Here is a 26909-nt window from a genome sequence, read left to right as displayed (position 1 = left end):
CTCCTCGGATCCTGAAAGCGACGATACGCCGCTCCGGGAGGGTCCCCCGGTGTCGTCGGTACCGTCGAAGACATGACCCAGGCCACCACCGCGGAGCCGCTCCCTCGGCCGCCGGTCCACATGCGCCGCGACGCGTTCGACCCGACCCCGGAGTTGGGCCGGCTGCGCGCCGAATCCGGCGTCACGACCGTCGTCAACGCCTTCGGCATGCAGGTGTACCTCGTCACCCGCCACGACGACGTCAAGGCGATGCTGGCCGACCACGAGCACTTCTCGAACGCGCGTCCCCCGGGGTTCGTCGTGCCCGGCTCCCCGCAGGTGTCCGCCCAGGAGCAGGAACAGCAGCGCGCCGGCAACCTGCTGGGGCTCGATCCGCCCGAACACCAACGGCTGCGCCGGATGCTCACCCCGGAATTCACGATCCGGCGGATCCGGCGGCTGGAGCCGCGGATCACCGAGATCGTCGACGACCACCTCGACGCCATGGCCGCGGCCGGCCCGCCGGTCGACCTCGTCGAGTCGTTCGCGCTGCCGATCCCGTCGCTGGTGATCTGCGAGCTGCTCGGCGTCCCCTATGCCGACCGCGGGGACTTCCAGCGCCGCGCCGCACTGCAACTCGACCTCTCGCTGCCGATGCCCGAGCGGATGGAGGTGGCGCGCGAGAGCCGCGACTACATGCGCTCGCTGGTGTCCGCGGCCCGCCGGGCACCAGGCGAGGACATCCTCGGGATGCTGGTGCGCGAGCACGGCGCCGACCTCACCGACGACGAACTCGTCGGCATCGCCGGGCTGCTGCTGCTCGCCGGTCACGAGACCACCTCGAACATGCTGGGACTGGGCACACTGGCGCTCCTGCGGAACCCCGATCAGCTCGCCGCGGTGCGCGACGACCCGGACGCCGTCGGGCCGGCCGTCGAGGAGTTGCTGCGGTTCCTGTCGATCGTGCAGACGTCGATCCCGCGGATCACCACCACGGAGGTGGAGCTGGCGGGTGTCACGATCCCGGCGCACCAGCTGGTGTTCGCGTCGCTGCCCGCGGGCAACCGCGATCCCGAATTCGTTTCAGCGCCCGACGTTCTCGACGTGCGGCGGGGCGCACCCGGCCACCTGGCGTTCGGGCACGGCGTGCACCACTGCCTCGGCGCCCCGCTCGCCCGGATGGAGATGCGCATCGCCTGGCCCGCGCTGTTCCGCCGCTTCCCCAGCCTCGCCGTGGCCGAGGACGTCGAGCACGTCGCCTTCCGCGAATACCACTTCATCTACGGGCTGCGCGCGCTGGCGGTGACGTGGTGAGGGTCCACGCCGATCGCGAGCTGTGCGTCTCCGCGGGCAACTGCGTGATGGCCGCCGAGGACGTCTTCGACCAGGACGACGACGGGATCGTGGTGGTGCTCGCCGAGGAGGTCCCCGAGGGCGCCGAGGGCAGGGCCCGCGACGCGGTCACGCTGTGTCCGGCGTCGGCGCTGCGGCTCGCCGAGTGAGGATCGCCAGGCTGACGATCAGCACCCAGACCGGGAACGTCACGGTCATCCAGGGGCTGACGTCGACGGCCAGCAGCACGGCGAGCGCCGCCGCGTAACTGACGACGATCAACGGCGTCGGCATCAGCCGGGTCTTCAGCCAGATCGTGGCCAGCGACATCATGAAGACCGCCGCCATCCGCAGCGCGTAGGTGCTGCCCAGCGTCGTCGCCATCCCCAGACCGAACGCGTGCAGATCGTCCGACGCGACACCACCGGCGGCGTCCCGCGCCGCCAGCACACCCCGGATCACCGCGGCGGACGCGAACGACATCGCCAGGAACAGCAGACCGCTGCCGAGGAAGACCGACGAGAAGAACTTGTCCTCCAGCGCGCCGAGGCCGTCCCGGATCACGCCGATGAACCACAGGAACGCGATGCCGGCGAACGGCATCAGGACCGTGGCGAGCCGGAGCGTGCCGTCGTCGGACGAGGCGAGTCGCAGCAGGACCAGGACGGCGCCGAACAGCACCGCGAACGCCACGCCGGCCAGCGCTGCCGCGCGCGGCGTGCTGAGCCTGCGGAGGTGGCGGTCCCGTGCGCGGACGGGGTGGGGGCCGGTCATGGCGTCATGGTCACACGCCGGGCACCGGCGCGGGTCAGGGTTGGCCGGGTAGCAGCTGAATCATGAGGCCGTTGGCCTCGGCGAGCAGGGTGCCCTGCGGGTCGCGCAGCTCGGCGTTCACGAATGACTTGCGGCCCTGGGTCTCCCGCACCCAGGCGCGCAGCGTCAGCTCGACGTCGATGGGGGTGATCTTGCGGTAGTCGACGTGCAGGAAGCCGGTGCGGCTGATCGGGCGGCCGGTCGCGTGGATGACCATGCCGAACGTCGAGTCGAACATCAGCGGCAGCACGCCGCCGTGTACGGCGTAGTTGCCGCCTACGTGGTACCGGCTGAACGTCACGGTGAGTTCGACGGCCTCGGCGTCGAACTGGTGCACCCGGTAGGGCGGCATCAGCAGGCTGCCGGCGCCCGGCAGGTCGGGCACCCGGTTGGCCGGGCCGACGCCCTCGGCGGCCTCGAACGGGGCCAGCAGGTCGACGAGCTGCTCGGTGAGACCCGCGGCGCGGTCCCACGTCTCGTCGTCGGGATCCGCCGAGACCGCGAGGTCCTGCGCCCGCCGCATGGCGGCCAGGAACCGGCCGAAACCCGGTCCGGGCGTGGCGCGTTCGAAGTCCGGAAAGCCGCCGTGCCGGTGATGGTCCGGGTCGTGTGGGTCCGCCTCGGTCACGCCAGGACGTCCCGGCGCACGATGGTCTGGTCGCGCCCGGGGCCGACGCCGATGCAGGACACGTGCGCGCCGCTGAGTTCCTCGAGCCGCAGCACGTAGTCGCGGGCGTTCTTCGGCAGGTCGTCGAACTCGCGGGCGCCGGAGATGTCCTCCCACCAGCCCGGCAGTTCCTCGTAGACCGGCTCGGCGCGGGCGATGTCGCTCTGGGTCATCGGCATCTCGTCGGTGCGCTTGCCGTCCACGGTGTAGCCGACGCAGATCGGCACGGTCTCCAAGCTCGACAGCACGTCGAGCTTGGTGAGGAAGTAATCGGTGATGCCGTTGACCCGGGTGGCGTAGCGGGCGATCACCGCGTCGAACCAGCCGCAGCGGCGCGGCCGGCCGGTGGTGACGCCCACCTCGCCGCCGGTCTTGGCGAGGTACGCGCCGTGCTCGTCGAACAGCTCGGTGGGGAACGGTCCGGAGCCGACGCGGGTGGTGTAGGCCTTGAGGATGCCCAGGACCGTGGTGATGCGGGTGGGGCCGATGCCGGAGCCGACGGCGGCGCCGCCGGCGGTCGGATTGGACGACGTCACGAACGGATAGGTGCCGTGGTCGACGTCGAGCAGCGTGCCCTGCGACCCCTCGAGCAGCACCGTCTCGCCCCGTTCCAGCGCGGAGTTCAGCAGCAGGCGGGCGTCGGCTATGCGGTGCCGGAAGCCCTCGGCCTGCTCGAGCAGCGCGGCGACCATCTCGTCGGCGTCGAGCGCCTTGCGGTTGTAGATCTTCACCAGCACCTGGTTCTTGAATTCCAGTGCGGCGCTGATCTTCTGGCTCAGCAGCTCCGGTTCGAGGACATCGGCCACCCGGATGCCGATGCGCGCGATCTTGTCCTGGTAGCAGGGTCCGATGCCGCGGCCGGTGGTGCCGATCTTCTTGTTGCCCAGGTAGCGCTCGGTGACCTTGTCGATGGCGACGTGGTACGGCATCAGCAGGTGCGCGTCGGCGGAGATCAGCAGGCGCGACGTGTCGACGTTGCGCTCCTCGAGGCCCCGAAGCTCGGTGAGCAGGACCCCGGGGTCGACCACCACGCCGTTGCCGATGACGTTGGTGACGCCCGGGGTCAGGATTCCCGAGGGGATGAGGTGCAGGGCGAAGTTCTCCCCGGTGGGCAACACGACCGTGTGCCCCGCGTTGTTGCCGCCCTGGTACCGCACGACCCACTGCACGCGGCCACCGAGGAGATCGGTGGCCTTCCCCTTGCCCTCGTCGCCCCACTGGGCGCCGATGAGGACGATTGCCGGCATGGCCTGATCTCCCGCTCGCTGGTGGCCTCGTTACTGTGATGCAGCCGGTGACACACCCTATCCCAGCCACCAGCGAGGAGGCGCCTTGACCGACCTCGCCGTGCTGCGTTTCGCCGACCGCCGCGTCCCGGCCGGGCTCGCCGGCGCCGCGGTGCTCGACGCCGTGACCACCGCCGACGCCGACGACGCCGTGGACGCCGCGACCGCGGCGCGCGTCGCCGTGCTCGGCGACGACGCGGACCTCGCGGCGGTGCTGACCCGGCTGCTGCGCACCGAGCGCCTCGACGTCGAGGTGGCCTACCTGCCCCCGCGTCGCTCCCGTGCCGCACGGATCCACCGGCTGCCCACGGGCCGGCGGGCGGTCCGCGCAGCCCTCGGGGGCACCGCCAGCCGAGTGCCGCTGATCCGCGACGACGCCGGTCACGCCCTGGTCGGCGCCGCGCTGTGGGCCGGTGTCGCCCCGGAACCGTTGCACGGCGAGGCCGTCGTCGACGACACGGTGCTGTTCGACGGCGACGTCGCGGGCGTCGTCGTCGAGCCGACCGGCGCCCTGCCCGGGCTGCGCGCGGCGGTGACGACCGGGCGGTGGCGTCCGCGCCGCTGGGTGGCGGGGCGGGCCGCTCAGCTCGGCAGCCCCGGCGCGACGGTCGTGCGCGACGGCCGGCCGGGTGCGCGGGCGGTCCGGCGGTCGACGTTCTACCGGCACGTGCAGGGGTGGCTGGCAGTCCGGTGACCAGGGCCGGCGTTGACGACGGGGTACCTTCGGCCAGGTGAGCATCCGCCCCCTGCACCAGTCGGTGCGCCCCAGCCCGATCTTCCTGGCGTGCGTGGCGATCACGGTCGTCGGCGCCGTGGTGGCGTGGCTGACGCCGCTGGCCGAGGACGGCACCGCGCCGGTGCTGGCCTACGTCGGCGTGTTCACGTTCGTGGTGTTCGGCTGGCTGGTGTCGCTGTGCCTGCACGAGTTCGGGCACGCGTTCACGGCGTGGCGGTTCGGCGACCACGACGTCGAGATGCGCGGCTACCTGACGCTGAACCCGCTGAAGTACTCGAATCCCATGCTGTCGCTGGGCCTGCCGGTGCTGTTCATCGCCCTGGGCGGCATCGGCCTGCCCGGTGGCGCGGTGTACGTGCGGACGTGGGGGATGTCGCCGCGGCGGCGCACGCTGGTGAGCCTCGCCGGGCCGCTGGCCAACGTCGTGCTGGCAGTGCTGCTGCTCGCGGCGACCCGGTTGTTCTACGACGTCGAGCACGCGGTGTTCTGGGCCGGCGTCGCGTTCCTCGGCTTCCTGCAGGTCACCGCGGTGATCCTGAACCTGCTGCCGATCCCCGGCCTGGACGGCTACGGGGCGCTGGAACCGCACCTGGCCCCCGAGACGCAACGCAAGCTGGAGCCGGTCAAGGGCTGGGGATTCCTCATCCTGCTGCTGTTGCTGATCGTGCCGGAACTCAACCGGTGGTTCTTCTCGATCGTGTTCTTCGTCTTCGACCTGTCCGACGTGTCCAGCGCACTGGTGTCCGTCGGCGGCCAGCTCACCCGGTTCTGGTCGGCCTGGCTGTAGACCCCTTGCGACATATGCGTCTTTGCGCATAGATTGCGGACATGGGTGCGGGACACGATCACGGCCATGCGCACGGAGGCGCCGACGTCCGGGTGAGCCGGATGGTGCTGGGCGCGGCGATCCTCGCCGCATTCTTCGTCGTCGAACTCGTCACCGCGCTGCTCATCGACTCGATCGCCCTGCTCGCCGACGCCGGCCACATGCTCACCGACCTCGTCGCGATGTTCATGGGTCTCACCGCGGTGCTGCTGGCCAAGCACGGCCCCGCGTCGGCGTCGCGCACCTACGGCTGGCACCGCGCCGAGGTCTTCACGGCCGTCGCCAACGCCGTGCTGCTGCTCGGCGTCGCCGGGTTCATCCTGTACGAGGCCGTCGAGCGGCTCGGCGACGCGCCCGACGTCCCCGGCGTGCCGATGATCGTCGTCGCGCTGGCCGGGCTGGCGGCGAACGTCGTCGTGATGCTGCTGCTGCGCTCCAGCAGCGAGGACAGCCTCGCCGTCAAGGGCGCCTACATGGAGGTGGTGGCCGACACCGTCGGCAGCGTCGGCGTGCTGATCGCGGGCATCGTCACCGTCACCACCCGGTGGCCCTACGCCGACGTCGTCGTCGCGGTGTTCGTGGCGCTGTGGGTGCTGCCGCGGGCGATCTCGCTGGCCCGTTCCGCGCTGCGGATCCTGTCCGAGTCCTCACCGAGCCACATCGACGTCGACGAACTGCGGACCGCGCTGGCCTCGGTGCGCGGCGTGACCGACGTGCACGACCTGCACGTGTGGACGCTGGTGCCCGGCCGCGACATGGCGACCGCGCACGTCACCTGCAGTGGCGACTCGGCCCGCGTGCTGTCCGACACCCGCGCCGTGCTCGCCGCACGCGGTCTCGAGCACGCCACCGTCCAGGTCGAGCCGCCCGAGGGCGACTGCGACGAGCACGGCCGCTGCTGACCCCTACAGGCCGAGCTGACCGCGCGCGCTCGGGTCGCAGTCGTCGAGCAGGTCCAGACAGCGCTGGTACTCGTCGGTCTCGCCGATGGTCTCCGCAGACTTCGCCAGGGCGGCCACGCAGCGCAGGAAGCCGCGGTTGGGCTCGTGGGCGTAGGGCACCGGACCGAAACCCTTCCAGCCGTTGCGGCGCAACTGATCCAGGCCGCGGTGGTAGCCGGTGCGGGCGTACGCGTAGGCCATCACGGCCTGCTCCGCGGCGAGGGCCTCCTCGGCGAGCGCGGCCCACGCCACCGACGCGGTCGGGTGCGCGGCCGCGACGATCGCGGCATGCTCGCCGGCGTCCAGCGCGTCCTCCGCCTCGATGTCACCCGGCAGCAGTACCGGGTCTGGCCCCAGAAGGTCACCCATGCGCGTCATGGGGCCCATTGTGCCGTGCGGATGGGCCGTGCGAACCGGGGCGGGGTTCACGGCGTCGGGGGGTGCGGGTGGATAAGCTCGTCCCGGCACCGTCGCGAGGAGAAGTGAGACCGAAGATGTCGAACCCACCAGGGCACGACGAGGACGACCGTCCGGACGCCGGGGTCGACCCCGCAGAGCGTCGCTTCACCGCCCCGTCGCCGTCGGACGCGGGCCAGACGCAGGTGATCGGCCAGGTACCCGAGCCGGAGACCGAGGTCTTCCGCGCCGCGCAGCCGTCGCGCGACGTCGCCGACGCCAGCGCCTTCACCGAGCCCATCGCCCACCAGCCCGGCGGGGCCGGACCGCAGGTCATCCCGGGCCGCCCGGACGCCCCCAAGCCGCCGGCCAAGCGCCGCAGCTGGGGCTGGGTGATCGCGGTGCTGCTGGTGATCGCCGCCGTCGTGGCCGTCGCCATCCTCGGCACCATCCTGCTCACCCGCGACGACGAGGCCGCCGCCTCACGCGAGGACGAGGTGCGCAGCACGATCCAGGACTTCGACATCGCCATCCAGAAGGGTGACCTCGCAAAGCTGAGGTCGATCACCTGCGGCGAGACGGCGGTGTCCTACGTCGACTACGACGACGCGAAGTGGAAGGACATCCACGCCCGCGTCGCCGCCGCCCGGCAGTACCCGGTGGTGGCGAGCGTCGACCAGGTGGTCGTCAACGGCGACCACGCCGAGGCCAACGTCACGTCGTTCATGGCCTTCGACCCCGCCACCCGCTCGACGCGCAGCTTCGACCTCGAGTTCCGCGACGACCAGTGGAAGGTCTGCCAGGCCCCCCAGTGATTTCGGCGCGCCAACCGTCGCTCAGCGAACGAAAGCGCGCCGAAATCACGTAGACGGAACCGGCGACGCGCCGCGGGCGTCCTACTGAGGTGCTCGACGACGCGCTTCGCCGCCACGACGGGGTCATCACCCTGACGCAAGCGATCCAGGCCGGCCTCAGCGAACAAACGGTGCGCCGGCGGGTGCGCTCCGGGCACTGGCGGCGATGCGCCCGCGGCGTGTTCTTCGTCGACGACCGCGAGTTCACCGATGCCGCTCGCATCCGCGCGGCGGTATGGGGCTACGGGACCCAGGCATGCGCGAGCGGGCTCGCGGCCGCCTGGTGGCTCGGACTCACCCGGTTCGCCCCCGACGTCGTGGAGGTGACGGTGCCGCGAAACAGCCACGGCCGCAACCACTCCGGTTCCCGGACGCGTCGTCGAGACCTCCCGGCGGCCGACGTCGACGAGCATCGCGGACTGCGCGTGACGTCGCTGGCGCTCACCGCGATCGAGGCCGCGGTGCGCCGCGGCGGCGGTCCCAGGCTGATGGACGAGGCGTTGCAGCGCCACACCGACCTGCGCCAGCTGTGGGCAGCGCACCTGCGCAACACGGGCCGCTACGGGTCTCCTGCGGCGCGGATACTGCTGAGGGCGGCGCACGACGGGACGCGCTCGCCGGCCGAGCGGCGGTTCGTCGGGCTGCTCGACCGCGCCGGGATCACCGGCTGGCGGGCCAATGCGAAGGTCGCCGGCTATGAGGTCGACTTCCACTTCCGCGACGCCGCGGTCGTCGTCGAGATCGACGGCTTCGCCTTCCACACCGACCCGGAGGCATTCGAGCGCGACCGCACCAAGCAGAATGTCCTGACCCTCGCCGGGAATCAGGTGCTGCGGTTCACGTGGCTCGACCTCGACCAGTACCCCGACCGCACCCTCGCGGTCCTCCACCGTGCGATTTCGGCGCGCCAACCGTCGCCCAGCGATCGGTAGCGCGCCGAAATCGCTACTAGCCGGCGGAGACGGAGCGGCCGGCGGAGTGCAGGTCGTTGCACGCCTCGACGACGCGCTCGGTCATCCCCGCCTCGGCCTTCTTCAGGTAGCTGCGCGGGTCGTAGACCTTCTTGTTGCCGACCTCGCCGTCGATCTTCAGCACGCCGTCGAAGTTGGCGAACATGTGGCCCGCGACGGGCCGGGTGAAGGCGTACTGGGTGTCGGTGTCGACGTTCATCTTCACGACGCCGTAGCGCAGCGAGTCCTCGATCTCCGACTTCAGCGAGCCCGAACCGCCGTGGAACACGAAGTCGAACGGCTTGGAGCCCTCGGCGAGGCCGAGCTTCGCCGCGGCCACCTTCTGGCCCTCGGCGAGCACCTCCGGACGCAGCTTGACGTTGCCCGGCTTGTACACGCCGTGCACGTTGCCGAACGTGGCGGCCAGCAGGTACTTGCCGTGCTCGCCGGTGCCCAGCGCGTCGATGGTCTTCTCGAAGTCCTCGGGCGTGGTGTAGAGCTTGTCGTTGATGGCGTTCTCGACGCCGTCCTCCTCGCCGCCCACGACGCCGATCTCGATCTCCAGGATGATCTTGGCGTCGGCCGACAGCTTCAGCAGGTCCTTGGCGATCTCGAGGTTCTCGTCGATCGGCACCGCGGAGCCGTCCCACATGTGCGACTGGAACAGCGGGTCCTGGCCGTTCTTCACCCGCTCGGCGGAGATCGCCAGCAGCGGGCGGACGAAGCCGTCGAGCTTGTCCTTCGGGCAGTGGTCGGTGTGCAGCGCGACGGTCACCGGGTACTTGGCGGCGACGACGTGGGCGAACTCCGCCAGGGCGCTCGCGCCGACCACCATGTCCTTGACGCCCAGCCCGGAGCCGAACTCCGCACCGCCGGTCGAGAACTGGATGATGCCGTCACTGCCGGCGTCGGCGAAGCCCTTGATCGCGGCGTTGATGGTCTCCGACGACGTGCAGTTGATGGCCGGGAACGCGAACGAGTGCTCCTTGGCGCGGCCCAGCATCTCGGCGTAGACCTCGGGCGTGGCGATGGGCATGGGCTTCCTCTCGGCGTTCGAAGCTCGACGGTGTCTCCCGTGCAGTATGGCAAGAACCACACCGACCCGACACCGGTGGCCTCGCCGACGTGCCTCGAGGCGACGTCAGACGGTGAGCACCATCCGGTAGCGCGCCTTGCCGGAGTCCATGGCCGCATACGCCTCGGCGGCCTCGGCGAGCGGGCGCTCCTCGATCATGGCGCGCACGCCGGTCTGCAGGGCGAAGTGCATGGTCTCCTCGACGTCCCGGGAGGTGCCCGACGGGTGCCCGGTGATCGACAGCCCGTCGTTGATCAGCTGCAGCGGGCTGATCGGCAGGTTGTCCGGCGTGACGCCGATGATGACGAGTTCGCCTTCCGGGGCCAGCCCGCCGACGGTGGCGGCCATCGCCTCGGAGTTGGCGGCGGTGGCCAACACGACCGTCGCACCGCCGAGCTTCTTCAGCTCGGCCGCGGGATCGCCGGCGGTCGAGTCGATGTAGTGGTGCGCGCCGAGTTCGCGGGCGTCGGCCTCCTTGCCGGCGCCGCGCGCGATGGCGACGGTCTCGAAGCCCATCGCCCGGGCGAACTGCACGCCGAGGTGGCCGAGGCCGCCGACGCCGAGCACGGCCACCAGGTCGCCGGCCTTGGCACGGGTCTTGCGCAACCCGTTGAACGTCGTCACCCCGGCGCAGCCCATCGGGGCGGCCTCGACGAACGACAGTCCCTCCGGGATTCGGGCGAGGGCGGTGGCCGGCGCGGTGACCGACTCGGCGTAGCCGCCCGGGTAGTGCCAGCTGGGGACCTGCATGCGCTCGCACTGCATGAAGTGGCCCTGCCGACACGGGACGCACCGGTTGCAGTTGCCGCCGAACCAGCCCACCGCGACGCGGTCGCCGACGGTGAAGTCCTCGACGCCGTCGCCGACCTCGGCCACCGTGCCGGCGATCTCGTGGCCGGGGGTCACCGGCCAGGACAGGCCGGGGAAGCCGCCGTTGACGAAGGCGTGGTCGGTGCCGCACACACCGCACGCGGACACCGCGATGCGTACGTGATCGCGTGGCGGGGCAGCCGTCTCGACGTCGGCGAAGGCGAACTCGGCACCGGCCGAGGGGACGTGGACTGCGCGGTGAGTGGCCATGCGCCAAACCCTATCCGTGCAGACCCGTGCATGGATGCCTGCTGGCCGGAATGCTCGCCTGTGAGGGCCCTCAACCTCCCGCCGGTATCTTGGTGCGTCGTGACCACCACCACGCTTGCGTTGCTGCCGGACTTCCTCGACCCGGTGACGTTGATCGGCTACTTCGGTCCCTGGGCGCTGGTGGGTCTGCTGCTGGTGGTCTTCGTCGAGTCGGGCGTGCTGTTCCCGATCCTGCCCGGGGACACCCTGCTGTTCGTCGCGGGCATGCTGGCGGCGGGCACCGAGACCGCGCGCAACGTGAACCAGGGTGACTTCGCGCTGTGGAAGCTGCTGGTCTTCATTCCGGTCGCGGCGATCCTCGGCGGCCAGGTGGGCTACTTCATCGGCCGCAGCATCGGCACCTCGATGTTCCGGCCCGACGCCCGCATCCTCAAGCAGCGCTACCTCGACGAGGCGCACCTGTTCTTCGAGGAGCGCGGTCCGTTCGCCATCGTGCTGGCGCGCTTCGTGCCGATCGTGCGGACGCTGGCCCCGCTCACCGCGGGCGCCGCACGGATGAGCTACGGCGTGTTTACGGCGTTCAACGTCCTGGGTGCCGTGCTGTGGGGCGTGGGCCTCACGCTGCTGGGCTATGGCCTCGGGCAGTTCGAGATCATCCAGAAGCTGCTCGAGCCCATCTTCATCCTCATCGCGGTGCTGTCGATCCTCCCGATGGTCTGGGAGTGGTACAAGCGCCGCCGGGAGGCCCGCCGCCGGGGCGCGCTGCCCGGCGAGCCCGCCCCGGAGTAGCCGCTACAGACCGAGCGCCGCGGCCAGCTCGCGCAGCGCGGGCCGCGGGTCGATGGTCGGGTTGTCCCCCAGCACCTGCACGACGACGTGGTCGGCGCCCGCGTCGAGGTGCGCCCGCAATGATGCCGCGGCGTCGTCGACGGAACCGACCGAGACGATCCGACGCGCCAACCGGTCGCTGCCGCCGGGCACCAGGTCGGACTCGTCGAAGCCCTGCCGCAGCCAGGAGTTCCGGTAGTTCGGCAGTCCGCTGTAGGCCATCAGGTGCCCGTGCGCCCACTGCATCCGCTGGTCCTCGTCGCCGCCGATCGCGACGGCCTGCTCGCTGACGATCCACTTGTCCGCACCGAGGATCTCGCGCGTGACGCGGGTCTGGTCGGGCAGCACCAGGTAGGGGTGCGCGCCGTCGGCGTGCGTGCCGGACAGCTCGATCATCTTCGGCCCGAGCGCCGCCAGCAGCCGCACCGGGCGGCCCGACCCGGGCTCGAAGGCCTCCGGCACGGCGGCCATCCGGTCCAGGTAGTCGCGCATGGTCGCCAGCGGCTTGGCGTACTTCCCGCCGAGGTTGCCCTCGACGAGCGGGGCGTGGCTGACGCCGAGGCCCAGCATGAAGCGGTGCGGGTACAGGGCGTTGAGCATGCGGCCCGCGGTCTCGGCGGCCGACGGGATGCGGACGTGGATGTTGGCGATGCCGGTGCCGACGACCAGCCGGTCGGTGGCGGCGAGGAACGCCTGCGACTCGACGAGCGCGTCCTTGAACCCGATCTCCGGGAGGAACAGCGAGCCGTAGCCCATGGCCTCGATGTCGCGGGCGACGGCCTGGGCGTCGGGCATGGCCCAGGTCTCGCTGGCCCACCAGACACCGATCTGGGAGGGGAAGTCGACGGGGGGACGTCCGGATGCGCTCGCGGCTTCGGTCACCCCTGCGATGTTAGGCCCCGAGTGCGAACCGCCCGGCGAAGCCCCGCAGCGGGACGTCGGCGCTGGTGAGCAGTCCCGGGGGCGCCGCGACCACCGAGCGGATGGCGTTGAGCGCGGGCAACCCCGTCACCGTCATGCCGATCGAGGCGAACTCGGCCGGATTCGACAGATCGACACCGGGTTTCGGGAAGATCATGTGCTTGTTGTAGACGCACGGGTCGCCCTTGATCTGGGTGATGTAGCAGCCCTTGACGTCCCAGCTCGGGTTGGTGTGCGGCGTCATCTGCCATTCCAGGTGGGTCTCCACCCGCGGCACGCCGTCGACCATCCCCTGGTAGCGGATGTAGTTGCCGCCGAGGGATCCCTTGGGCAGCTGGTACCAGCCGAGGTCGACGTCCTTGGTGCAGGCGCCGAGTTCGTAGGAGAACGCCACCTCGTCGAGCGTCAGGCCGAAGCAGTCGGCCATCATCCGCACGCTGTCGGCGAACACCTCGGTGTACTTGCGCAGCTTGCCCGGGATCGACGGATCCTCCACGGGCAGGCCGTAACCCACCTCGATCCAGGTCTCCCGACTGTGGTGGCAGGACACGTCGACCGACTCGATGGTCGTGACGTTCTCGATCTCCGCGACGTCGGCCGAGCACACCACGCCGAGGATCTGGTTGACACCCGGGTTCATGCCCGTGCCGTAGAACGTCGACGAGCCCCGCTCGCACGCCGCGCGCAGCACCTCCGAGACCGGCTTCCCGGATGGGTGGGGGTGGTTGGTGTCGCGGTGCCAGCCGGTGATCCAGTCCGCGGTGGTGACGACGTCGATGCCGGCCTCGAGGACGCGGACGTAGAGATCCTCGTCGGGGAACACGCCGTGGAAGGTGAGCACGTCCGGGCGGGCGGCGATGATCTCCTCGACGGTGCCCGTGGCGGTGACGCCGATCGGGCCGATGCCGGCGATCTCGCCGGCATCGCGTCCCACCTTCTCCGGTGTGTAGCAGTGCAATCCGACCAGCTCGAGGTCGGGGCGGTGCTGCAACCGCTTGATCATCTCGGTGCCGACGTTGCCGGTCGCCACCTGGAAGACGCGGATCGGGGATGTGGTCATCTGCTGCTCAACCCTTCGTGTGTGCCGCGTGGACCTCGGCGGCGCTTCCGCCGATGCCGTCGGGATAGAACTGCTTGGCCCACTGGCGGATCGCGGTGAACCCCTCGAGTTCGCCGCTGGCCAGCGCCGGCGGGTCGGAGTACCGCTGGTGGCTCCAGATGTGGATGTCCTGACGGAACTGGCGGATCACCTCGGCGCCGAACTCCTCGGCCTTGGCCCGGGCGCGCTCGGGGTTCCGGGGCGTGCCGGCGGGCCTGCCGATGTAGACCATGAACCGCACGTCCGACGTGCGGTCGTCGACCGGGGTGATGCAGGAGATCGTGCGGTTGTCGATCATGCCCCAGCTCTTGGTCACCGCGATGCCGAGACCGCCGTTGACGGCCTCCACGCCGCTGTCGACGTCCTCGATGCGCTGGCCGTCGTCGCCGGTGAACGTGATGGTGAAGTCGACGTAGGACACCGGTGCGGCGAAGTCGTGCCGGGTGAAGATCGGGGTGATCGGCGTCTGGTGGACGTACTTGAAGTGGGCGAAGTCGACGCCGTTCTCCAGCACGTACTGCGGGTGCATCTCGTGGCCCTGCTCGAACAGTCGCTGCTGCGGGTAGTAGTCCGCGGCGGTGCGGTCGTCGCCGAAGGCGCCGAACACGTCGGGGGCGTCGAAGAAGGGTTCGCGGCCGTCGACGTCGTGCCACACGTAGACCGAGGCGTTGCGCTCGACGGTCGGGAAGGTGCGGATGCGCCGGCCGCGGTTGGGTCGGGGCTCGTACGGGATGCACACGTTGCGCCCGTCGGCATTCCACTGCCAGCCGTGGAACGGGCACTGCAGCACCTCGCCCTGGACGTGCCCGCCGTAGCCGAGGTGCGCGCCGAGGTGCTCGCAGTAGGCGGTCATCACGGTGATTCGGCCGGATTCGGTGCGCCAGGCGATGAGGTCGGTGCCGAAGTAGGTCATCCGACGGACGTCGCCCACGCCGATCTCGTCGGACCAGGCGACCTGGAACCAGCCCGTCGGCTTCATCGACAGCGGTGGCGCAGCCATTGGACGAGAATCACAGAGCCCTCTACGATTCGTCAAGTGCCCGACGCGAGGACCACCCGCAGTGCGACGGCCCGGACCAACCGGCGTGGTCAGGCCACCCGCGACGCGATGCTCGATGCCGCACTGCGGGCGCTGGCCACCGGGGACACCGCCGCCGCCTCGGCCAACCGCATCGCCAAGGACGCCGGCGTCACCTGGGGCGCCATCAAGTACCAGTTCGGCGACATCGACGGCCTCTGGGCCGCCGTGCTCGCCCGCACCGCCGAGCGGCGCGGCTCGCTCCCCAGCCAGGCCACGCCCGAGGCGCCGCTGCGCGAACGCGTCGCGGCGATCATCGATCTGCTGTTCGACGGGCTGTCGGCACCGGACTCGCGCGCCATCGAGACGCTGCGGGCCGCGCTGCCGCGCGACGGCGACGAGCTGGACCGGCTGTACCCGAAGACCGCCGCCGAGCTGAAGTCCTGGGGGCGCAGCTGGATCGAGGCCTGCCAGGGTGCGTTCGCCGACGCCGGCGTCGACCCGGAACGCGTCCGCGAGGTCGCGTCGTTCATCCCCGGCGCCATGCGCGGTCTGGTGTCGGAGCGCCAACTCGGCTCCTACTACGACCTGGACGTCGCGCGCGCCGGACTGACCAACGCGATCGCGCACTACCTGCGCGCGCCGCGCTAACCCGGCCGCGTCTCCTCCAGCGCACGGATGAGGCTCGCCGCGTCGAACGGTCCCTTGTGCCGGCGGCCGTTGACGAAGAACGTCGGCGTCGAGTTGAGGTCCATCACCTCGGCGTCCTGGGCGTCGTCCATCACCCGGTGCAGCACCCGCGGAGAATGCAGGTCCTCGTCGAAGCGCGCGATGTCGCAGCCGACGCCGTCGGCGTAGCGGTAGATGTGCTCCCACTCCAGGTAGTCCTGGAACTCGAACATCCGCGCGCCCATCTCGAAGAAGCGGCCCTGTAGCGCCGCGGCCTCGCTGGCGCGCGCGGCATCCATCGCGTGCGGGTGCACGCGTTCCAGCGGCAGGTGACGCCACACGTAGCGCAACCGGTCGCCGAAGTACTCCCGCACCTCGTCGATGGACCCGGTGGCCCGGCTGCAGAACGGGCACTCGTAGTCGCCGTACTCCACCAGCGTCAGCTCGGCAGTCGGGTTGCCGCGCAGGTGATCCCGCTGCGGGTCGACGTCGCGCACCAGCGTCGCGCCGACCGGGACCGGCGGACTCAGCCGGTCGGACACCCGGAACCACAGCCAGCCGAGCGCGAACGCCAGCACCGTCGCCGCGAGGACGCCGACGCGCGCCTGGTCCTGCTTGGCGGGATCGGTGATGGCGATGTCGACGATGAACAGCGAGATGGTGAAGCCGATCCCGGAGAGCGCCGCACCGCCTGCCACGCGGCGCAGCGTCAGGCCCGGCGCCAGCTGACCCACCCCCACGGCCCGCACCAGCGCGGTCGCCGCCGTGATGCCGACGAACTTGCCAACCACCAGACCGGCGATCACGCCCCACGTCAGCGGCGACCGCAGCGCCCCGGTGATCGTCGCGAGGTCCAGTCGCACACCGGCGTTGGCGAGCGCGAACAGCGGCAGCACCCCGAACGAGACGTACGGCGCGAAGCCGGTCTGCAGCCGCTCGTTGATCGAGATGGACTCGCGCAGACTGCGGGTCGCCGCCCGGGCGTACTCGGAGTTCGGCGACTGCCGGAAGGCGCGGATCACCTCGGCGGCCTCCTCGACGCGCTGCCGCTCCGGGGTGAACACCGGAATGAGAAGGGCCACCGCCACGCCGGCGAGCGTCGGGTGCACGCCGCCGGCGGACAGCGCCAGCCACAGCGCGACGGCCAGCACCGTGTACGCCGGCCCGCGCATCGCGGGCAGCAGCCGCACCGCGGCGAGTGCCGCGAGCAGCGCCGCCGCGGCCAGCAGCGGCCAGAGCGCCACCTCGTCGGAGTAGAACAGCGCGATCGCCAGCAGGGCGCCCACGTCGTCGACGACGGCCAGCGTCAACAGGAACGTGCGCAGCCGCGCCGGGTACTTCGGGCCGATGATCGCCAGCGCGCCGACGAGGAACGCGGTGTCGGTGGAGATCACCACGCCCCAGGCCCGCGCGTCGTCGCCGCTGGGGTTCAGCGCCAGGAACACCACCGCAGGCAGGATCAGGCCGGCGAGCGCCGCGAGCACCGGCACGGCCGCACGCGACCGGTCGGTCAGCTCGCCGATGGTGAACTGGCTCTTCACCTCCAGGCCGACGGCGAAGAAGAAGAACGTCATCAGCGCATCGTTGACGAGGTGCTTGACGGTGAGTTCGGCGTGCATGGTGCCGAACGTCAGACCGACGTGGGTGTCCCAGAACTCGGTGTAGGTGTGCGCCCACGGCGAGTTCGCCCACGCGATCGCCAGCACGGTGAACACCAGCAGCAGCGCCGCCGCGGTGTTCTCCCCGCTGCGGGCGGCCGTCGGGTCGCGGCCGAACCGACTCGGCCGCGTCGGAGCCCCCTCGCTCACGTCCGTGCGTGCGCGGTGAAGACGTCCAGCAGGTCCGGCCGGTCCACCGCACTCGGCGTCAGCACATCGGTCGGCTTGGCGCCCAACAGGATCCGCTTGATGGGGATCTCGAGGCGCTTGCCGGTCATGGTGCGCGGGATGCCGGGCACGGCGATGACGTCGTCGGGCACGTGCCGCGGCGAGGCGTGCGTCTTGATGGCGCCGACGATCCTCGCCCGCAGATCGTCGTCGAATGCGACGCCGTCGGCGAGCGCCACGAACAGCGGCATCCAGTAGCCGCCGTCGTCGAGTTCGCAGCCGACGACGAGGCAGTCGGCCACCTCGGGCAGCCCCTCGACGGCGTTGTAGATCTCGGCGCTGCCCATCCGCACGCCCATGCGGTTGAGCGTCGCGTCCGAACGACCGTGCACCACTACTGATCTGCGGTCGGTGATGGTGATCCAGTCGCCGTGACACCACGTTCCCGGGTACTTCTCGAAGTACGCCTTGCGGTACTTCTCCCCGCCCGGGTCGTTCCAGAAGAAGACCGGCATCGACGGCATCGGCTTGGTGATCACCAGCTCGCCGGCTTCCTCGACCACCGGGGCGTCCGCGTCGGCCCACGCCTCGATCGCCGCGCCGAGGCACAGCACGTTGAGTTCGCCGGCGCGGATCGGCACCAGCGGGCAGCCGCCGATGAAGGCCGTAACGACGTCGGTGCCGCCGCTCGCCGACACCACCGGGATGCGACGGCCGACGCCCTCCTGCAGCCACCGGTAGCCCGACGCCGGCAGCGGCGAGCCGGTGGAGCCGACCGCGCGCAGCGCCGCCAGGTCGTAGCGCTCGCCGGGACGCAGGTCCTCCTTGGCGCACGCCAGCCAGTACCCGGCGCCGGCACCGAAGACAGTGACCCGAGCGTCGGCTGCCACCTGCCACAGGTGGTCGGTCCGGCCGTGGGTGGGGCTGCCGTCGTAGCACACGATCGTCGACCCGACGAGCAGCCCGCCGAGCAGCAGGTTCCACATCATCCAGCTGGTCGAGGACTGCCAAAAGAACCGGTCGTCGGCGGTGAGGTCGAGGTGCAGGCCGAGGTACTTGAGGTGTTCGAGCACCACTCCGCCGTGGCCGTGCACGATGCCCTTCGGCGTGCCGGTGGTGCCGGAGGAGAACAGCACCCACAGCGGGTGGCCGAACGGTACCGGGGTGATCTCCAGCGGCGCGTCGTGGGCGAGCACGTCGGCCCACGGCGTCACGTCCGCAGGCGCCGGGGCGCCCAAGCGCGGCACCAGCACGGTGTCCTTGAGGGTGGGCAGCTGGCGGCGGATCTCGGCGAGTTCGGCGCCGCGGTCGATGCGCTTGCCGTTGTACAGCGACCCGTCGCTGGCCACCAGCACGCTGGGCTCGAGCTGGGCGAGCCGCGCGACCACGCCGCCGACGGCGAGGTCCTGGTTGCACACCGCCCACGTCGCCCCGACCGCGGCCGACCCGAGGAACGCCACGACGGCCTCGGCGACGTTGGGCAGGTAGCCGACGACGCGGTCGCCGGGTCGCACGCCGAGGCCGCGCAGGTGGGCGGCGAACGACGCGGTCTCGCGCCGCAGCCGGTCCCACGACCAGTCGACGGACCCGTCCTCGCCGGCGGCGACCAGCGCGGGCCGGTCGGCGGTCTCGTGCCGGAACACCTCGGTGGCGTAGTTGAGCGTGACGCCCGGGAACCATTGCGCGCCGGGCATCGCGGCGTCGGCGAGCACGACGTCGGGCAGCGGTGTGGACCGGACGTCGAAGAAGTGCCAGACGGCGTCCCAGAACCACGCCACGTCGGCGACCGAGGCCTCCCACAGCTCCTGGTAGTCGGCGAACTCGCCGCGCCCGGTCTCGGCCAGCCAGCCCAGGAAGCGCGTCAGCGTGGCCGAGGAGATCGTGGCGTCATCCGGCGCCCAGCTGCCCGGCAGCTCGTCGGCGAGGGTCATCTACTCCTCTTCCTGCGGTTCGGGATCGGCGTCCGGCGCCGGATCCGGCACGGGGTCCGGCCCGGAGTCGGTGCTGAGCGTATGCGCAGCTTCCATCAGCATCCAGCCCGACAGCTGCACCGAGAGGTCCCGCTCCGGCGTCTGCGACGCGTTGACGGCGCCGTCGACGAACTCGGCGTCCGCGCCGCCGGCCGTCGGTACCACCGCGGCCCGGTCCCAGAACGCGCCGAACAGCGGCAGCCCGTCGACGGTCTGCCGGTAGTCCCACGCGGACTGCGCGGAGGCCAGCACCAGGTCGCGCGCGGCGGCGCGGGTGGCGGTGTCCTGCGGCGTGCGTTCGGGCAGGGTCGTCGCCACCAGTGCCAGGTAGCGCGCGGTGACGCCGCCGAACAGGCCGCCGTCGCCGCCGCCTGCGGAGCGCAGGACGCCGTCGGGAGCCATGTGGTCGCGCACGGCGGCGACGAGCCGGTGCACGCGCTCGGCGTGGTGCGGGTCGTCGGTGCGGGCGGCGAGTTCGGTCTCCAGACCCAGCACCACGCCCTGGCAGTAGGTGTACTGCGCGCGGACCAGCGACCCGGCCTTGATGCCGTCGAAGACCAGGTGCGTCTCGGGATCGATCAGCACCTCGTCGATCCAGTCGGCCATCTGCTGCGCGCGCCGCAGCCGGTCGTGGCGGGCCAGGAAGATGCCCGCCGGACCGTTGGCGGGGGCGTTGAAGAACTGGTCCTGTTTGCGCCACGGGATGCCGCCGCCGTCCTCGGGCACCCAGGCGTTGAGGAACTGCTCGCCGAGCGCGTCGAGCGCCTTCGGCCGTGCGACGCCGACGAGCCGGCCGGCGCGCTCCAGCGCCAGGGCCAGCCAGGCCATGTCGTCGTAGTAGTCGTTGGTCCAGCGCAGCAGGTTGCGCACGTGGTGGCCGCGGATCTGGCGGCCGATCCGCGTCACCCGCTCGGGCTGCGGGTCGCGCACCTGGGCGTCGACGAGGCAGTCCAGCAGGTGCGCCTGCCACCAGTAGTGCCACGTCCCGAACAGGGCGTACCGGCGTTCACCGGGCCAGGCGACGACGCCGAGCTGGGTGCCCGGCAGCTGCCACAGCCGCCGCAGGTGCCGTCTGGTGACGGCGGTCTCGGCGCTGGCCGCCCGGTTGGCCCACAGCTGATCCATGCCGACGATCCTGCCCTACCAGGCGTGGTCCAGGTCGGCGTGTCGGGCGATCCAGGCGTGCATGGCGATGCCCGCGGCGACGCCGGCGTTGATGCTGCGGGTGGACCCGAACTGTGCGATCGACACGATGGTGGCCGCGCCGGCGCGTACGGCGTCGGTGATGCCGGGGCCCTCCTGCCCGAACACCAGCAGGCAGTTGCGCGGCAGCGCGGTCTGCTCCAGCCGCACGGCGCCGGGCACGTTGTCGACGGCGACCACCTGCAGGCCCGCGCCGGCCGCGAACGCCAGCAGGTCGGCGATGGTGTCGTGGTGGGCGAGGTGCTGGTAGCGGTCGGTCACCATGGCGCCCCGGCGGTTCCAGCGCCGCCGGCCGACGATGTGCACGGTGTGCACGGCGAACGCGTTGGCGGTGCGCACCACCGCGCCGATGTTGGCGTCGTTGCCGAAGTTCTCGATCGCGACGTGCAGCGGATGCCTGCGGGTGTCGATGTCGGCGACGATCGCCTCGCGGGTCCAGTACCGGTAGGCGTCGACGACGTTGCGGGTGTCGCCGTCGCGCAGCAGGTCGGGGTCGTAGCGGGGATCGGCGGGCACCGGCCCGCCGCGCTCGGTCGTCCACGGTCCGACGCCCGGGGCGACGCCCCATTCGGTGGGCCCGGGCCCGTCGGTCACGCCGCCGTCGGTCACTTGGTCCACAGCGCCGCGTGCGTGCCGATCACGGACACCGTCGGATACAACAGGGCCTGGTTGATCTCGCCCTGCGTGCACAGCGACGCCTGCACCGACACCGCGTCGAGGGCGGCGTCGGGCAGCACCAGCACCGAGGCGCCGTAGACCTCGCAGGCGTGCGAGAGGCCGGGTGGCTTCAGCGTCGGCGCGACGACGAGCATCAGCGGCCCGCCGCGCCGCTCCGACTCGTCGCGGTACCGCGCGGCCAGGCCGGTCGCCTGCAACCCGAGCAGCATGTAGCCGTTGCCGGTGAAGGCGCCCGGGTCGCCGAGCGCGGTGGGCTCGAGCTTCGCGCCGTCGGCCCGGAACGCGTCCACGCTGGAGGTCTGCAACTCCAGCCCGGTGTCGTTGGGGTTGGTGGGGGTCAGCCCCACCGGGAACGAGGCCGGGTAGGCGACCGTGGTGCCCGCGATCCGGTCCTGCGGGGAGTACGCGTAGACGCCGCGCACCTGGGTCTGGTCGCGCAACGGCCCGAGACACACCGTGCCGCTGATCTTCTCGGCGCTGACCGTGGCGGGCTGGACGTCGAGCGACGTGACGTCGGCGCAGCCGCGCGCGCCGTCCGCCTCGATCGGGTGGGCGAGCGCGCCATACAGGCCGAAGCGCAGGGAATCCGCCCTGGCGTGCGGCGCCGCGGGGTCGGCCGGCGCGGCGTCGACGTCGACGAGGACGCGGTCGCCCTCGAAGCGCAGGTTGGCCAAGGAGACGTTCCACCCGACGACGGCCTGCGACTCCCCCAGCGCGGCCGTGGTCGCCCCATACGGCGCGGCGGCAGCGTCGTCGGAGCAGGCCACCGAGACCAGCCCGACGACCGAGAGCAGCGCGATCAGCGTGCGCACGCGGTACTAGGTCCGGCCTCGGCCGCGGCCCACCACCTTGGTCGCGGCACGGACCAGGGTGCGCGGCACCAGCCGGCCGCCGGTGGTGAGCGCCTTGTACTGCAGCCCCGGCACGATCACCACGTGGCCCTTGGCGACGTCGGCCAGGGTGTCACGCACGACGTCGCCGACCTCCAGCCAGAGGAAGCCGGGGGTGCCGGCCATGTCGATGCCGGCGCGTTCGTGGAACTCGGTGCGCACGAAGCCCGGGCACAGGGCGTGCACGCCCACGCCGGTGCCGTCGAGGCCGTTGGCGAGTCCCTCGGAGAAGGCGATGACCCACGCCTTGGACGCCGAGTAGGTGGAGCCGCGGCCGGGCAGCAGCCCGGCGACGCTGGCGACGTTGATCACGGTGCCCTCGCCGGCGGCGAGCATCGACGGCAGCGCGGCGTGGGTGAGGGCCATGACGGCGGTGACGTTGACGTCGAGCTGCTTCTGCAGCGCGGCGAGGTCGGCGGTCCAGAACTCCCCCGACGTGCCGAAGCCGGCGTTGTTCACCAGCACCCGCACCCCGGCGGCGAGCCGTTCCCCAACGCGGGCGCGGTCGGCCTCGATCGCCAGGTCGGCGGGCAGGACCTCGACGGTGGCGCCCGCCTCGTCGTGCAGTTCGGCGGCGAGGCTCTCCAGGCGGTCGACGTCGCGCGCGACGAGCACCAGGTCGTAGCCGTCGATGGCATAGCGGCGGGCGAAGCCCGCTCCCAGTCCGGACGTCGGTCCGGTGATCAGTGCGACGGGGCGGGACATGCCCGCCAGGCTACTGCGCCGCCGGACCGGCTAGCGCTGGTAGTGCGGCGACTGCCTGCCGTTGCGCGCCGGCGGGCGCTGCTGGGTGTAGCGGCTGACGTCGCCGCGCCCGGGCGGCAGGTCGCCGCGACCGGCGGGCAGCTCGGCCGGGCGTGCGAACGGGCGGCCGGGCCCGGCGTTGCGACGCGCACCCTGGCCGGCCATGGCGGGCTGGCCGGGTTGCGGCACCGGCGGCAGGACGCGCAGCAGGTCGTTGAACTGACGGACCGTCAGCAGGCCCTCGTCCCATTGGGCGCGGGTGCTGCCGATCGGCATGGCGACGAGCGTCCAGTTCTGCTCGTTCCACATGATCTCGGCGCAGTCCGGCGCGGCGTGGCAGAACGTCACCATGCGGCGGTCGCACGCGCGGCGGGCGGCGTCGAGGTTGGTGGAGTACACCATCCGCGGGCCGATCGCGCCGAGCTGCCACATGTCGCTCTCGCGGGGCTCCTTGACGTCCTTGAGCCGCACGTCGACGACGACGTTGGTGCCGACCTTGCGGTGCAGCGCGATGACGGTGGCGACGTCTTCGAGATCGAAGATGAACACGGCCTCGCCGCGAATCTGGCCGAGCACCACGTTCTTGGCCGTCACGTCGCCGACGGTCGACATCACGCCGCGCTTCCAGCGGCCGACGATCTCGGAGGACTCCGTCTCGTAGTCGAAGCCGTGTGACTTGGCCCAGGACTTGCGGCGCCGGCCCAATCCGCGCCGACGGTCGACGTCGACGTACAGCAGGACGCCCGCACCCACGAAGCAGAGTGCGGACAGCGTGAACCAGAGAGGGACCATTGCCCCCAGACTACTGGGTGAGCGCCGCGATGCCAGAACTCGAAGTGGTCACAACCCCGTCACGGGCGCCGCGGTGCACCGGCCGCGGCGGGTGGTTATACGACCTCACGTGGGTGAACTCTCGGGTCAGGCCTATCTCGTCGTCGGCGCCAGTGGAGCGCTCGGATCGCGCATCGCACGGCGGCTCGCCGATCGCGGCGCGGACCTGACCGTCACCGGTCGCTCCCCCGAGGCGCTCGAGATCGATCGCGCGCACGTCGTCACCGCCGATCTGCGCGCGCCCGACGCAGGGATCCGCGTGGTGACGGCCGCCGTCGAGCAGCACGGCCGGCTCGACGGCGTGGTGATCGCCGCCGGGGTCGTGGCGTTCGGTCCGGTGACCGACATCGACGACGACACCGTCGACGACCTGGTGCTGGTGGACTTCCTCGCGCCGCTGCGGATCGTCCGGGCGGCGCTGCCGGTCGTTGAGCCCGGCGGGGTGATCCTGGGGATCAGCGCCGTCGTCGCGGAGAAGCCGCTGCCGAACATGGCCGTGTACTCGGCCACCAAGGCGGCTACCGCGGCGCTCTTCACCGCGGTGCGCACCGAGGCCCGGCGGCGCAAGATCCGCGTCGTCGACGTCCGGCCGCCGCACACCGAGACCGGGCTGGCGCACCGCGCGATCGCCGGCGACCCGCCGAAGCTGCCGACCGGCTTGGACCCGGACGCCGTGGCCGACCGGATCGTCGAGGCGCTGCTCAGCGACGAGACCGACGTCCCGAGCAGCGCCTTCTAGCGATCAGCCGAGGACGAGGGAGTCGCCGTCGGCGCTGACGTTGACCGGCACGACGTCACCGTCGTGCACGTCGCCGGCCAGCAGCATCCTGGCGAGCTGGTCGCCGATGGCCTGCTGCACCAGGCGGCGCAGCGGACGGGCGCCGTAGAGCGGGTCGAATCCCCGCTCGCCGAGCCACTTCTTGGCCGGCAGCGACACCTCGAGGGTGAGCCGGCGCTGCGCCAGGCGCTTGGCCAGCTGCTGCAGCTGGATGTCGACGATCGACACCAGCTCCTCGGGGTTGAGCCCGTCGAAGATCAGCACGTCGTCGAGCCGGTTGATGAACTCCGGCTTGAACGCCGAGCGCACCGCCGCCATCACCATCTCCTCGGAACCCCCGGCGCCCAGGTTGGACGTCAGGATGAGGATGGTGTTGCGGAAGTCGACCGTGCGGCCCTGACCGTCGGTCAACCGGCCCTCGTCGAGCACCTGCAGCAGCACGTCGAACACGTCCGGGTGGGCCTTCTCGATCTCGTCGAACAGGACCACGGTGTACGGCCGCCGACGCACCGCCTCGGTGAGCTGGCCGCCCTGGTCGTACCCGATGTAGCCCGGAGGGGCACCGACGAGCCGTGCGACGGAGTGCTTCTCGCCGTACTCGCTCATGTCGATGCGGACCATGGCGCGCTCGTCGTCGAACAGGAATTCCGCGAGCGCCTTCGCCAGCTCGGTCTTGCCGACGCCGGTGGGTCCGAGGAACATGAACGAGCCCGTCGGCCGGTTGGGGTCGGCGACCCCGGCCCGCGCGCGGCGCACCGCGTCGGACACCGCCCGGACGGCCTTGCGCTGGCCGATGACCCGGCGACCCAGCTCCTCCTCCATGCGGAGCAGCTTGGTGGTCTCGCCCTCGAGCATCCGCCCGGCGGGGATCCCGGTCCACGCCTCGACCACGTCGGCGATGTCGTCGGGGCCGACCTCCTCCTTGAGCATGACGTTCTCGCGGGCCTCGGCGACCGGGAGCGCGGCGTCGAGCTTCTTCTCGACCTCGGGGATGCGCCCGTAGCGCAGCTCGGCGGCCTTGGCGAGGTCGGCGTCGCGCTCGGCGCGGTCGGCCTCGTTGCGCAGCGTGTCCAGCTGCTCCTTCAGCTCGCGGACGACGTCGATGGCACTCTTCTCGTTCTGCCAGCGCGTGGTCAGCTCGGAGAGCTGCTCCTTCTTGTCGGCCAGTTCGGCGCGCAGCTTCTCCAGGCGGTCCTTCGACGCGTCGTCGGACTCCTTGGCCAGCGCCATCTCCTCGATCTCGAGGCGACGGACCAGCCGCTCCACCTCGTCGATCTCGACGGGGCGCGAGTCGATCTCCATGCGCAGCCGCGACGCCGCCTCGTCGACGAGGTCGATCGCCTTGTCCGGCAGGAACCGGCTGGTGATGTAGCGGTCGGACAGGTCCGCCGCGGCGACCAGTGCCGAGTCGGTGATCCGCACGCCGTGGTGCACCTCGTAGCGGTCCTTGAGGCCCCGCAGGATGCCGACGGTGTCCTCCACCGACGGTTCGCCGACCAACACCTGCTGGAAGCGGCGCTCCAGCGCCGCGTCCTTCTCGATGTACTTGCGGTACTCGTCGAGCGTGGTGGCGCCGACCAGTCGCAGCTCGCCACGGGCCAGCATCGGCTTGATCATGTTGCCGGCGTCCATGGCCGATTCGCCGGTCGCGCCGGCGCCGACGATGGTGTGCAGCTCGTCGATGAAGGTGATGACCTGGCCGGCCGAGTTCTTGATGTCGTCGAGGACGGCCTTGAGGCGCTCCTCGAATTCACCGCGGTACTTGGCGCCCGCCACCATCGACCCGAGGTCGAGGGAGATGACGGTCTTGTCGCGCAGGCTCTCCGGCACGTCGCCGGCGACGATGCGCTGGGCGAGGCCCTCGACGATCGCCGTCTTGCCGACGCCGGGCTCGCCGATGAGCACCGGGTTGTTCTTGGTGCGCCGGCTCAGCACCTGCACGACGCGACGAATCTCGTTGTCGCGACCGATGACCGGGTCGAGCTTGCCCTCCCGGGCGCGCGCGGTGAGGTCGGTGGAGTACTTCTCCAGCGCCTGGTAGCTGCCCTCCGGGTCCGGGCTCGTGACCCGAGCGCTGCCGCGCACCTTGACGAACGCCTCGCGCAGCGCCTGCGGCGACGCGCCGTGGTTGGTCAGCAGCTTCGCGACCTCGGACTGACCCGACGCGAGACCCACCAACAGGTGCTCGGTGGAGACGTACTCGTCGTCCATCTCGGTGGCCAGGTGCTGCGCCGTGGTGATGGCCGTCAGCGACTCGGCCGACAGCTGCGGCTGCGAGTTCGAGCCGGACGCGCTGGGCAGCCGGGCGATGAGGCGCTCGGCCTCCGCGCGGATGGACGCGGGCTCGACGCCCACCGCCTCCAGCAGCGGCGCGGCGATGCCGTCGTTCTGGGTCAACATCGCCATCAGTAGATGCGCGGGAGTGATCTGCGGATTGCCTGCGGCCGTGGCCGCCTGCAACGCCGCGGTCAGTGCCGCCTGGGTCTTCGTGGTCGGGTTGAACGAGTCCACGACACCTC

At 71.4% G+C, this 26909-nt stretch carries 27 protein-coding genes; 10 read left to right on the top strand and 17 right to left on the bottom strand.

Features of this window, described 5'->3' with window-relative positions:
- The first annotated feature begins 72 nt into the window (after positions 1-72).
- The gene (locus FZ046_RS09015; protein ID WP_070356372.1) at positions 73-1293 is read left to right on the top strand and encodes a cytochrome P450; all 1221 of its coding nucleotides are present in this window, start codon (positions 73-75) and stop codon (positions 1291-1293) included.
- Positions 1290-1481, top strand: coding sequence for a ferredoxin (locus tag FZ046_RS09010; RefSeq protein WP_070356373.1), 192 nt, complete (start codon positions 1290-1292; stop codon positions 1479-1481). The genes FZ046_RS09015 and FZ046_RS09010 overlap by 4 nt, the downstream gene beginning before the upstream one ends.
- On the opposite strand, the gene FZ046_RS09005 is transcribed toward FZ046_RS09010, so the two are convergent.
- From FZ046_RS09005 to FZ046_RS08995, 3 genes are read right to left on the bottom strand one after another with little or no spacing between them, the layout of a single operon-like run.
- Positions 1441-2085 (bottom strand): hypothetical protein, encoded by a 645-nt coding sequence (locus FZ046_RS09005; RefSeq protein WP_070356374.1) that lies wholly within the window; start codon positions 2083-2085, stop codon positions 1441-1443. The genes FZ046_RS09010 and FZ046_RS09005 overlap by 41 nt on opposite strands.
- Positions 2086-2119: 34 nt before the next feature.
- Entirely contained in the window at positions 2120-2752 is a 633-nt protein-coding gene (locus FZ046_RS09000) for a PaaI family thioesterase (RefSeq protein WP_070356375.1), read from the bottom strand.
- Positions 2749-4038, bottom strand: coding sequence for an adenylosuccinate synthase (locus FZ046_RS08995; RefSeq protein WP_070356376.1), 1290 nt, complete (start codon positions 4036-4038; stop codon positions 2749-2751). Before FZ046_RS08995 ends, FZ046_RS09000 begins: the two co-directional genes overlap by 4 nt.
- 85 nt (positions 4039-4123) lie before the next feature.
- On the opposite strand from FZ046_RS08995, the gene FZ046_RS08990 reads away from it, so the two are divergent.
- From FZ046_RS08990 to FZ046_RS08980, 3 genes are read left to right on the top strand one after another with little or no spacing between them, the layout of a single operon-like run.
- Positions 4124-4771 (top strand): peptidase M50, encoded by a 648-nt coding sequence (locus FZ046_RS08990; RefSeq protein ID WP_149484233.1) that lies wholly within the window; start codon positions 4124-4126, stop codon positions 4769-4771.
- A 37-nt stretch (positions 4772-4808) separates the two neighbouring features.
- On the top strand, positions 4809-5600 hold the full coding sequence (locus FZ046_RS08985) for a site-2 protease family protein (RefSeq protein ID WP_070354543.1): 792 nt from the start codon (positions 4809-4811) through the stop codon (positions 5598-5600).
- A 41-nt stretch (positions 5601-5641) separates the two neighbouring features.
- Complete coding sequence (locus tag FZ046_RS08980; protein ID WP_070354542.1) at positions 5642-6541, top strand: cation diffusion facilitator family transporter; 900 nt, start codon at positions 5642-5644, stop codon at positions 6539-6541.
- Between the two features lie 3 nt (positions 6542-6544).
- Here the strand turns inward: FZ046_RS08980 and FZ046_RS08975 are convergent, their stop codons facing one another.
- Positions 6545-6958: a DUF3151 domain-containing protein gene (locus tag FZ046_RS08975; RefSeq protein WP_070354541.1), complete on the bottom strand. Its 414-nt coding sequence runs from the start codon at positions 6956-6958 to the stop codon at positions 6545-6547.
- A gap of 116 nt (positions 6959-7074) precedes the next feature.
- Here FZ046_RS08975 and FZ046_RS08970 point away from each other — a divergent pair, with 116 nt between their 5' ends.
- Both FZ046_RS08970 and FZ046_RS08965 read left to right on the top strand, forming a co-directional pair.
- Positions 7075-7791, top strand: a complete 717-nt coding sequence (locus FZ046_RS08970) for an Rv0361 family membrane protein (RefSeq protein WP_070354540.1) — start codon at positions 7075-7077, stop codon at positions 7789-7791.
- A gap of 89 nt (positions 7792-7880) precedes the next feature.
- Positions 7881-8762, top strand: coding sequence for a type IV toxin-antitoxin system AbiEi family antitoxin domain-containing protein (locus FZ046_RS08965; protein WP_070354539.1), 882 nt, complete (start codon positions 7881-7883; stop codon positions 8760-8762).
- Between the two features lie 16 nt (positions 8763-8778).
- On the opposite strand, the gene fbaA is transcribed toward FZ046_RS08965, so the two are convergent.
- Entirely contained in the window at positions 8779-9816 is a 1038-nt protein-coding gene (gene fbaA / locus FZ046_RS08960) for a class II fructose-bisphosphate aldolase (RefSeq protein ID WP_070354538.1), read from the bottom strand.
- Between the two features lie 105 nt (positions 9817-9921).
- On the bottom strand, positions 9922-10935 hold the full coding sequence (locus FZ046_RS08955; RefSeq protein ID WP_070354537.1) for an alcohol dehydrogenase catalytic domain-containing protein: 1014 nt from the start codon (positions 10933-10935) through the stop codon (positions 9922-9924).
- Between the two features lie 99 nt (positions 10936-11034).
- Between FZ046_RS08955 and FZ046_RS08950 the strand changes: the two genes are divergently transcribed.
- On the top strand, positions 11035-11724 hold the full coding sequence (locus tag FZ046_RS08950; protein WP_070354536.1) for a VTT domain-containing protein: 690 nt from the start codon (positions 11035-11037) through the stop codon (positions 11722-11724).
- Positions 11725-11727: 3 nt separating this feature from the next.
- Here the strand turns inward: FZ046_RS08950 and FZ046_RS08945 are convergent, their stop codons facing one another.
- From FZ046_RS08945 to FZ046_RS08935, 3 genes are read right to left on the bottom strand one after another with little or no spacing between them, the layout of a single operon-like run.
- A complete protein-coding gene (locus FZ046_RS08945) occupies positions 11728-12645 on the bottom strand; it encodes an LLM class F420-dependent oxidoreductase (RefSeq protein WP_070354535.1) in 918 nt (305 codons plus the stop codon).
- Between the two features lie 10 nt (positions 12646-12655).
- The gene (locus tag FZ046_RS08940; RefSeq protein WP_070354534.1) at positions 12656-13744 is read right to left on the bottom strand and encodes an NAD(P)H-dependent amine dehydrogenase family protein; all 1089 of its coding nucleotides are present in this window, start codon (positions 13742-13744) and stop codon (positions 12656-12658) included.
- A gap of 7 nt (positions 13745-13751) precedes the next feature.
- Entirely contained in the window at positions 13752-14783 is a 1032-nt protein-coding gene (locus tag FZ046_RS08935; protein WP_070354533.1) for a Rieske 2Fe-2S domain-containing protein, read from the bottom strand.
- A 108-nt stretch (positions 14784-14891) separates the two neighbouring features.
- Here FZ046_RS08935 and FZ046_RS08930 point away from each other — a divergent pair, with 108 nt between their 5' ends.
- Positions 14892-15452, top strand: coding sequence for a TetR/AcrR family transcriptional regulator (locus FZ046_RS08930; protein ID WP_070354547.1), 561 nt, complete (start codon positions 14892-14894; stop codon positions 15450-15452).
- Here FZ046_RS08930 and nhaA read toward each other — a convergent pair.
- Genes nhaA through ttfA form a run of 7 tightly spaced genes read right to left on the bottom strand, consistent with a single transcriptional unit; the run spans position 15449 to position 23573 of the window.
- Positions 15449-17278 (bottom strand): Na+/H+ antiporter NhaA, encoded by a 1830-nt coding sequence (gene nhaA, locus FZ046_RS08925; RefSeq protein WP_070354532.1) that lies wholly within the window; start codon positions 17276-17278, stop codon positions 15449-15451. The genes FZ046_RS08930 and nhaA overlap by 4 nt on opposite strands.
- Positions 17275-19227: an acetoacetate--CoA ligase gene (locus FZ046_RS08920; protein WP_070354531.1), complete on the bottom strand. Its 1953-nt coding sequence runs from the start codon at positions 19225-19227 to the stop codon at positions 17275-17277. The genes nhaA and FZ046_RS08920 overlap by 4 nt, the downstream gene beginning before the upstream one ends.
- Positions 19228-20391, bottom strand: coding sequence for a glycoside hydrolase family 76 protein (locus FZ046_RS08915; RefSeq protein WP_083298379.1), 1164 nt, complete (start codon positions 20389-20391; stop codon positions 19228-19230).
- A gap of 15 nt (positions 20392-20406) precedes the next feature.
- Positions 20407-21063, bottom strand: coding sequence for a TrmH family RNA methyltransferase (locus FZ046_RS08910; protein ID WP_070354546.1), 657 nt, complete (start codon positions 21061-21063; stop codon positions 20407-20409).
- A gap of 11 nt (positions 21064-21074) precedes the next feature.
- On the bottom strand, positions 21075-21959 hold the full coding sequence (locus tag FZ046_RS08905) for a hypothetical protein (RefSeq protein WP_070354530.1): 885 nt from the start codon (positions 21957-21959) through the stop codon (positions 21075-21077).
- Positions 21960-21965: 6 nt separating this feature from the next.
- Entirely contained in the window at positions 21966-22742 is a 777-nt protein-coding gene (locus FZ046_RS08900; protein ID WP_070354529.1) for an SDR family NAD(P)-dependent oxidoreductase, read from the bottom strand.
- 30 nt (positions 22743-22772) lie between these two features.
- Positions 22773-23573 carry a trehalose monomycolate transport factor TtfA gene (gene ttfA / locus FZ046_RS08895; RefSeq protein WP_070354528.1) on the bottom strand — a complete coding sequence of 267 codons (801 nt, stop codon included), beginning with the start codon at positions 23571-23573 and terminating at the stop codon, positions 22773-22775.
- Positions 23574-23682: 109 nt separating this feature from the next.
- On the opposite strand from ttfA, the gene FZ046_RS08890 reads away from it, so the two are divergent.
- Positions 23683-24351, top strand: coding sequence for an SDR family NAD(P)-dependent oxidoreductase (locus FZ046_RS08890; RefSeq protein ID WP_070354527.1), 669 nt, complete (start codon positions 23683-23685; stop codon positions 24349-24351).
- Positions 24352-24354: 3 nt separating this feature from the next.
- Here the strand turns inward: FZ046_RS08890 and clpB are convergent, their stop codons facing one another.
- Positions 24355-26901, bottom strand: coding sequence for an ATP-dependent chaperone ClpB (gene clpB / locus FZ046_RS08885; RefSeq protein WP_070354526.1), 2547 nt, complete (start codon positions 26899-26901; stop codon positions 24355-24357).
- Positions 26902-26909 lie beyond the last annotated feature (8 nt).

Source organism: Mycolicibacterium grossiae (assembly GCF_008329645.1).
Classification (GTDB): Bacteria; Actinomycetota; Actinomycetes; order Mycobacteriales; family Mycobacteriaceae; genus Mycobacterium; species Mycobacterium grossiae.
Note: the sequence above shows the minus strand (reverse complement) of the source record. Positions and strands in the feature narration are given on the sequence as shown.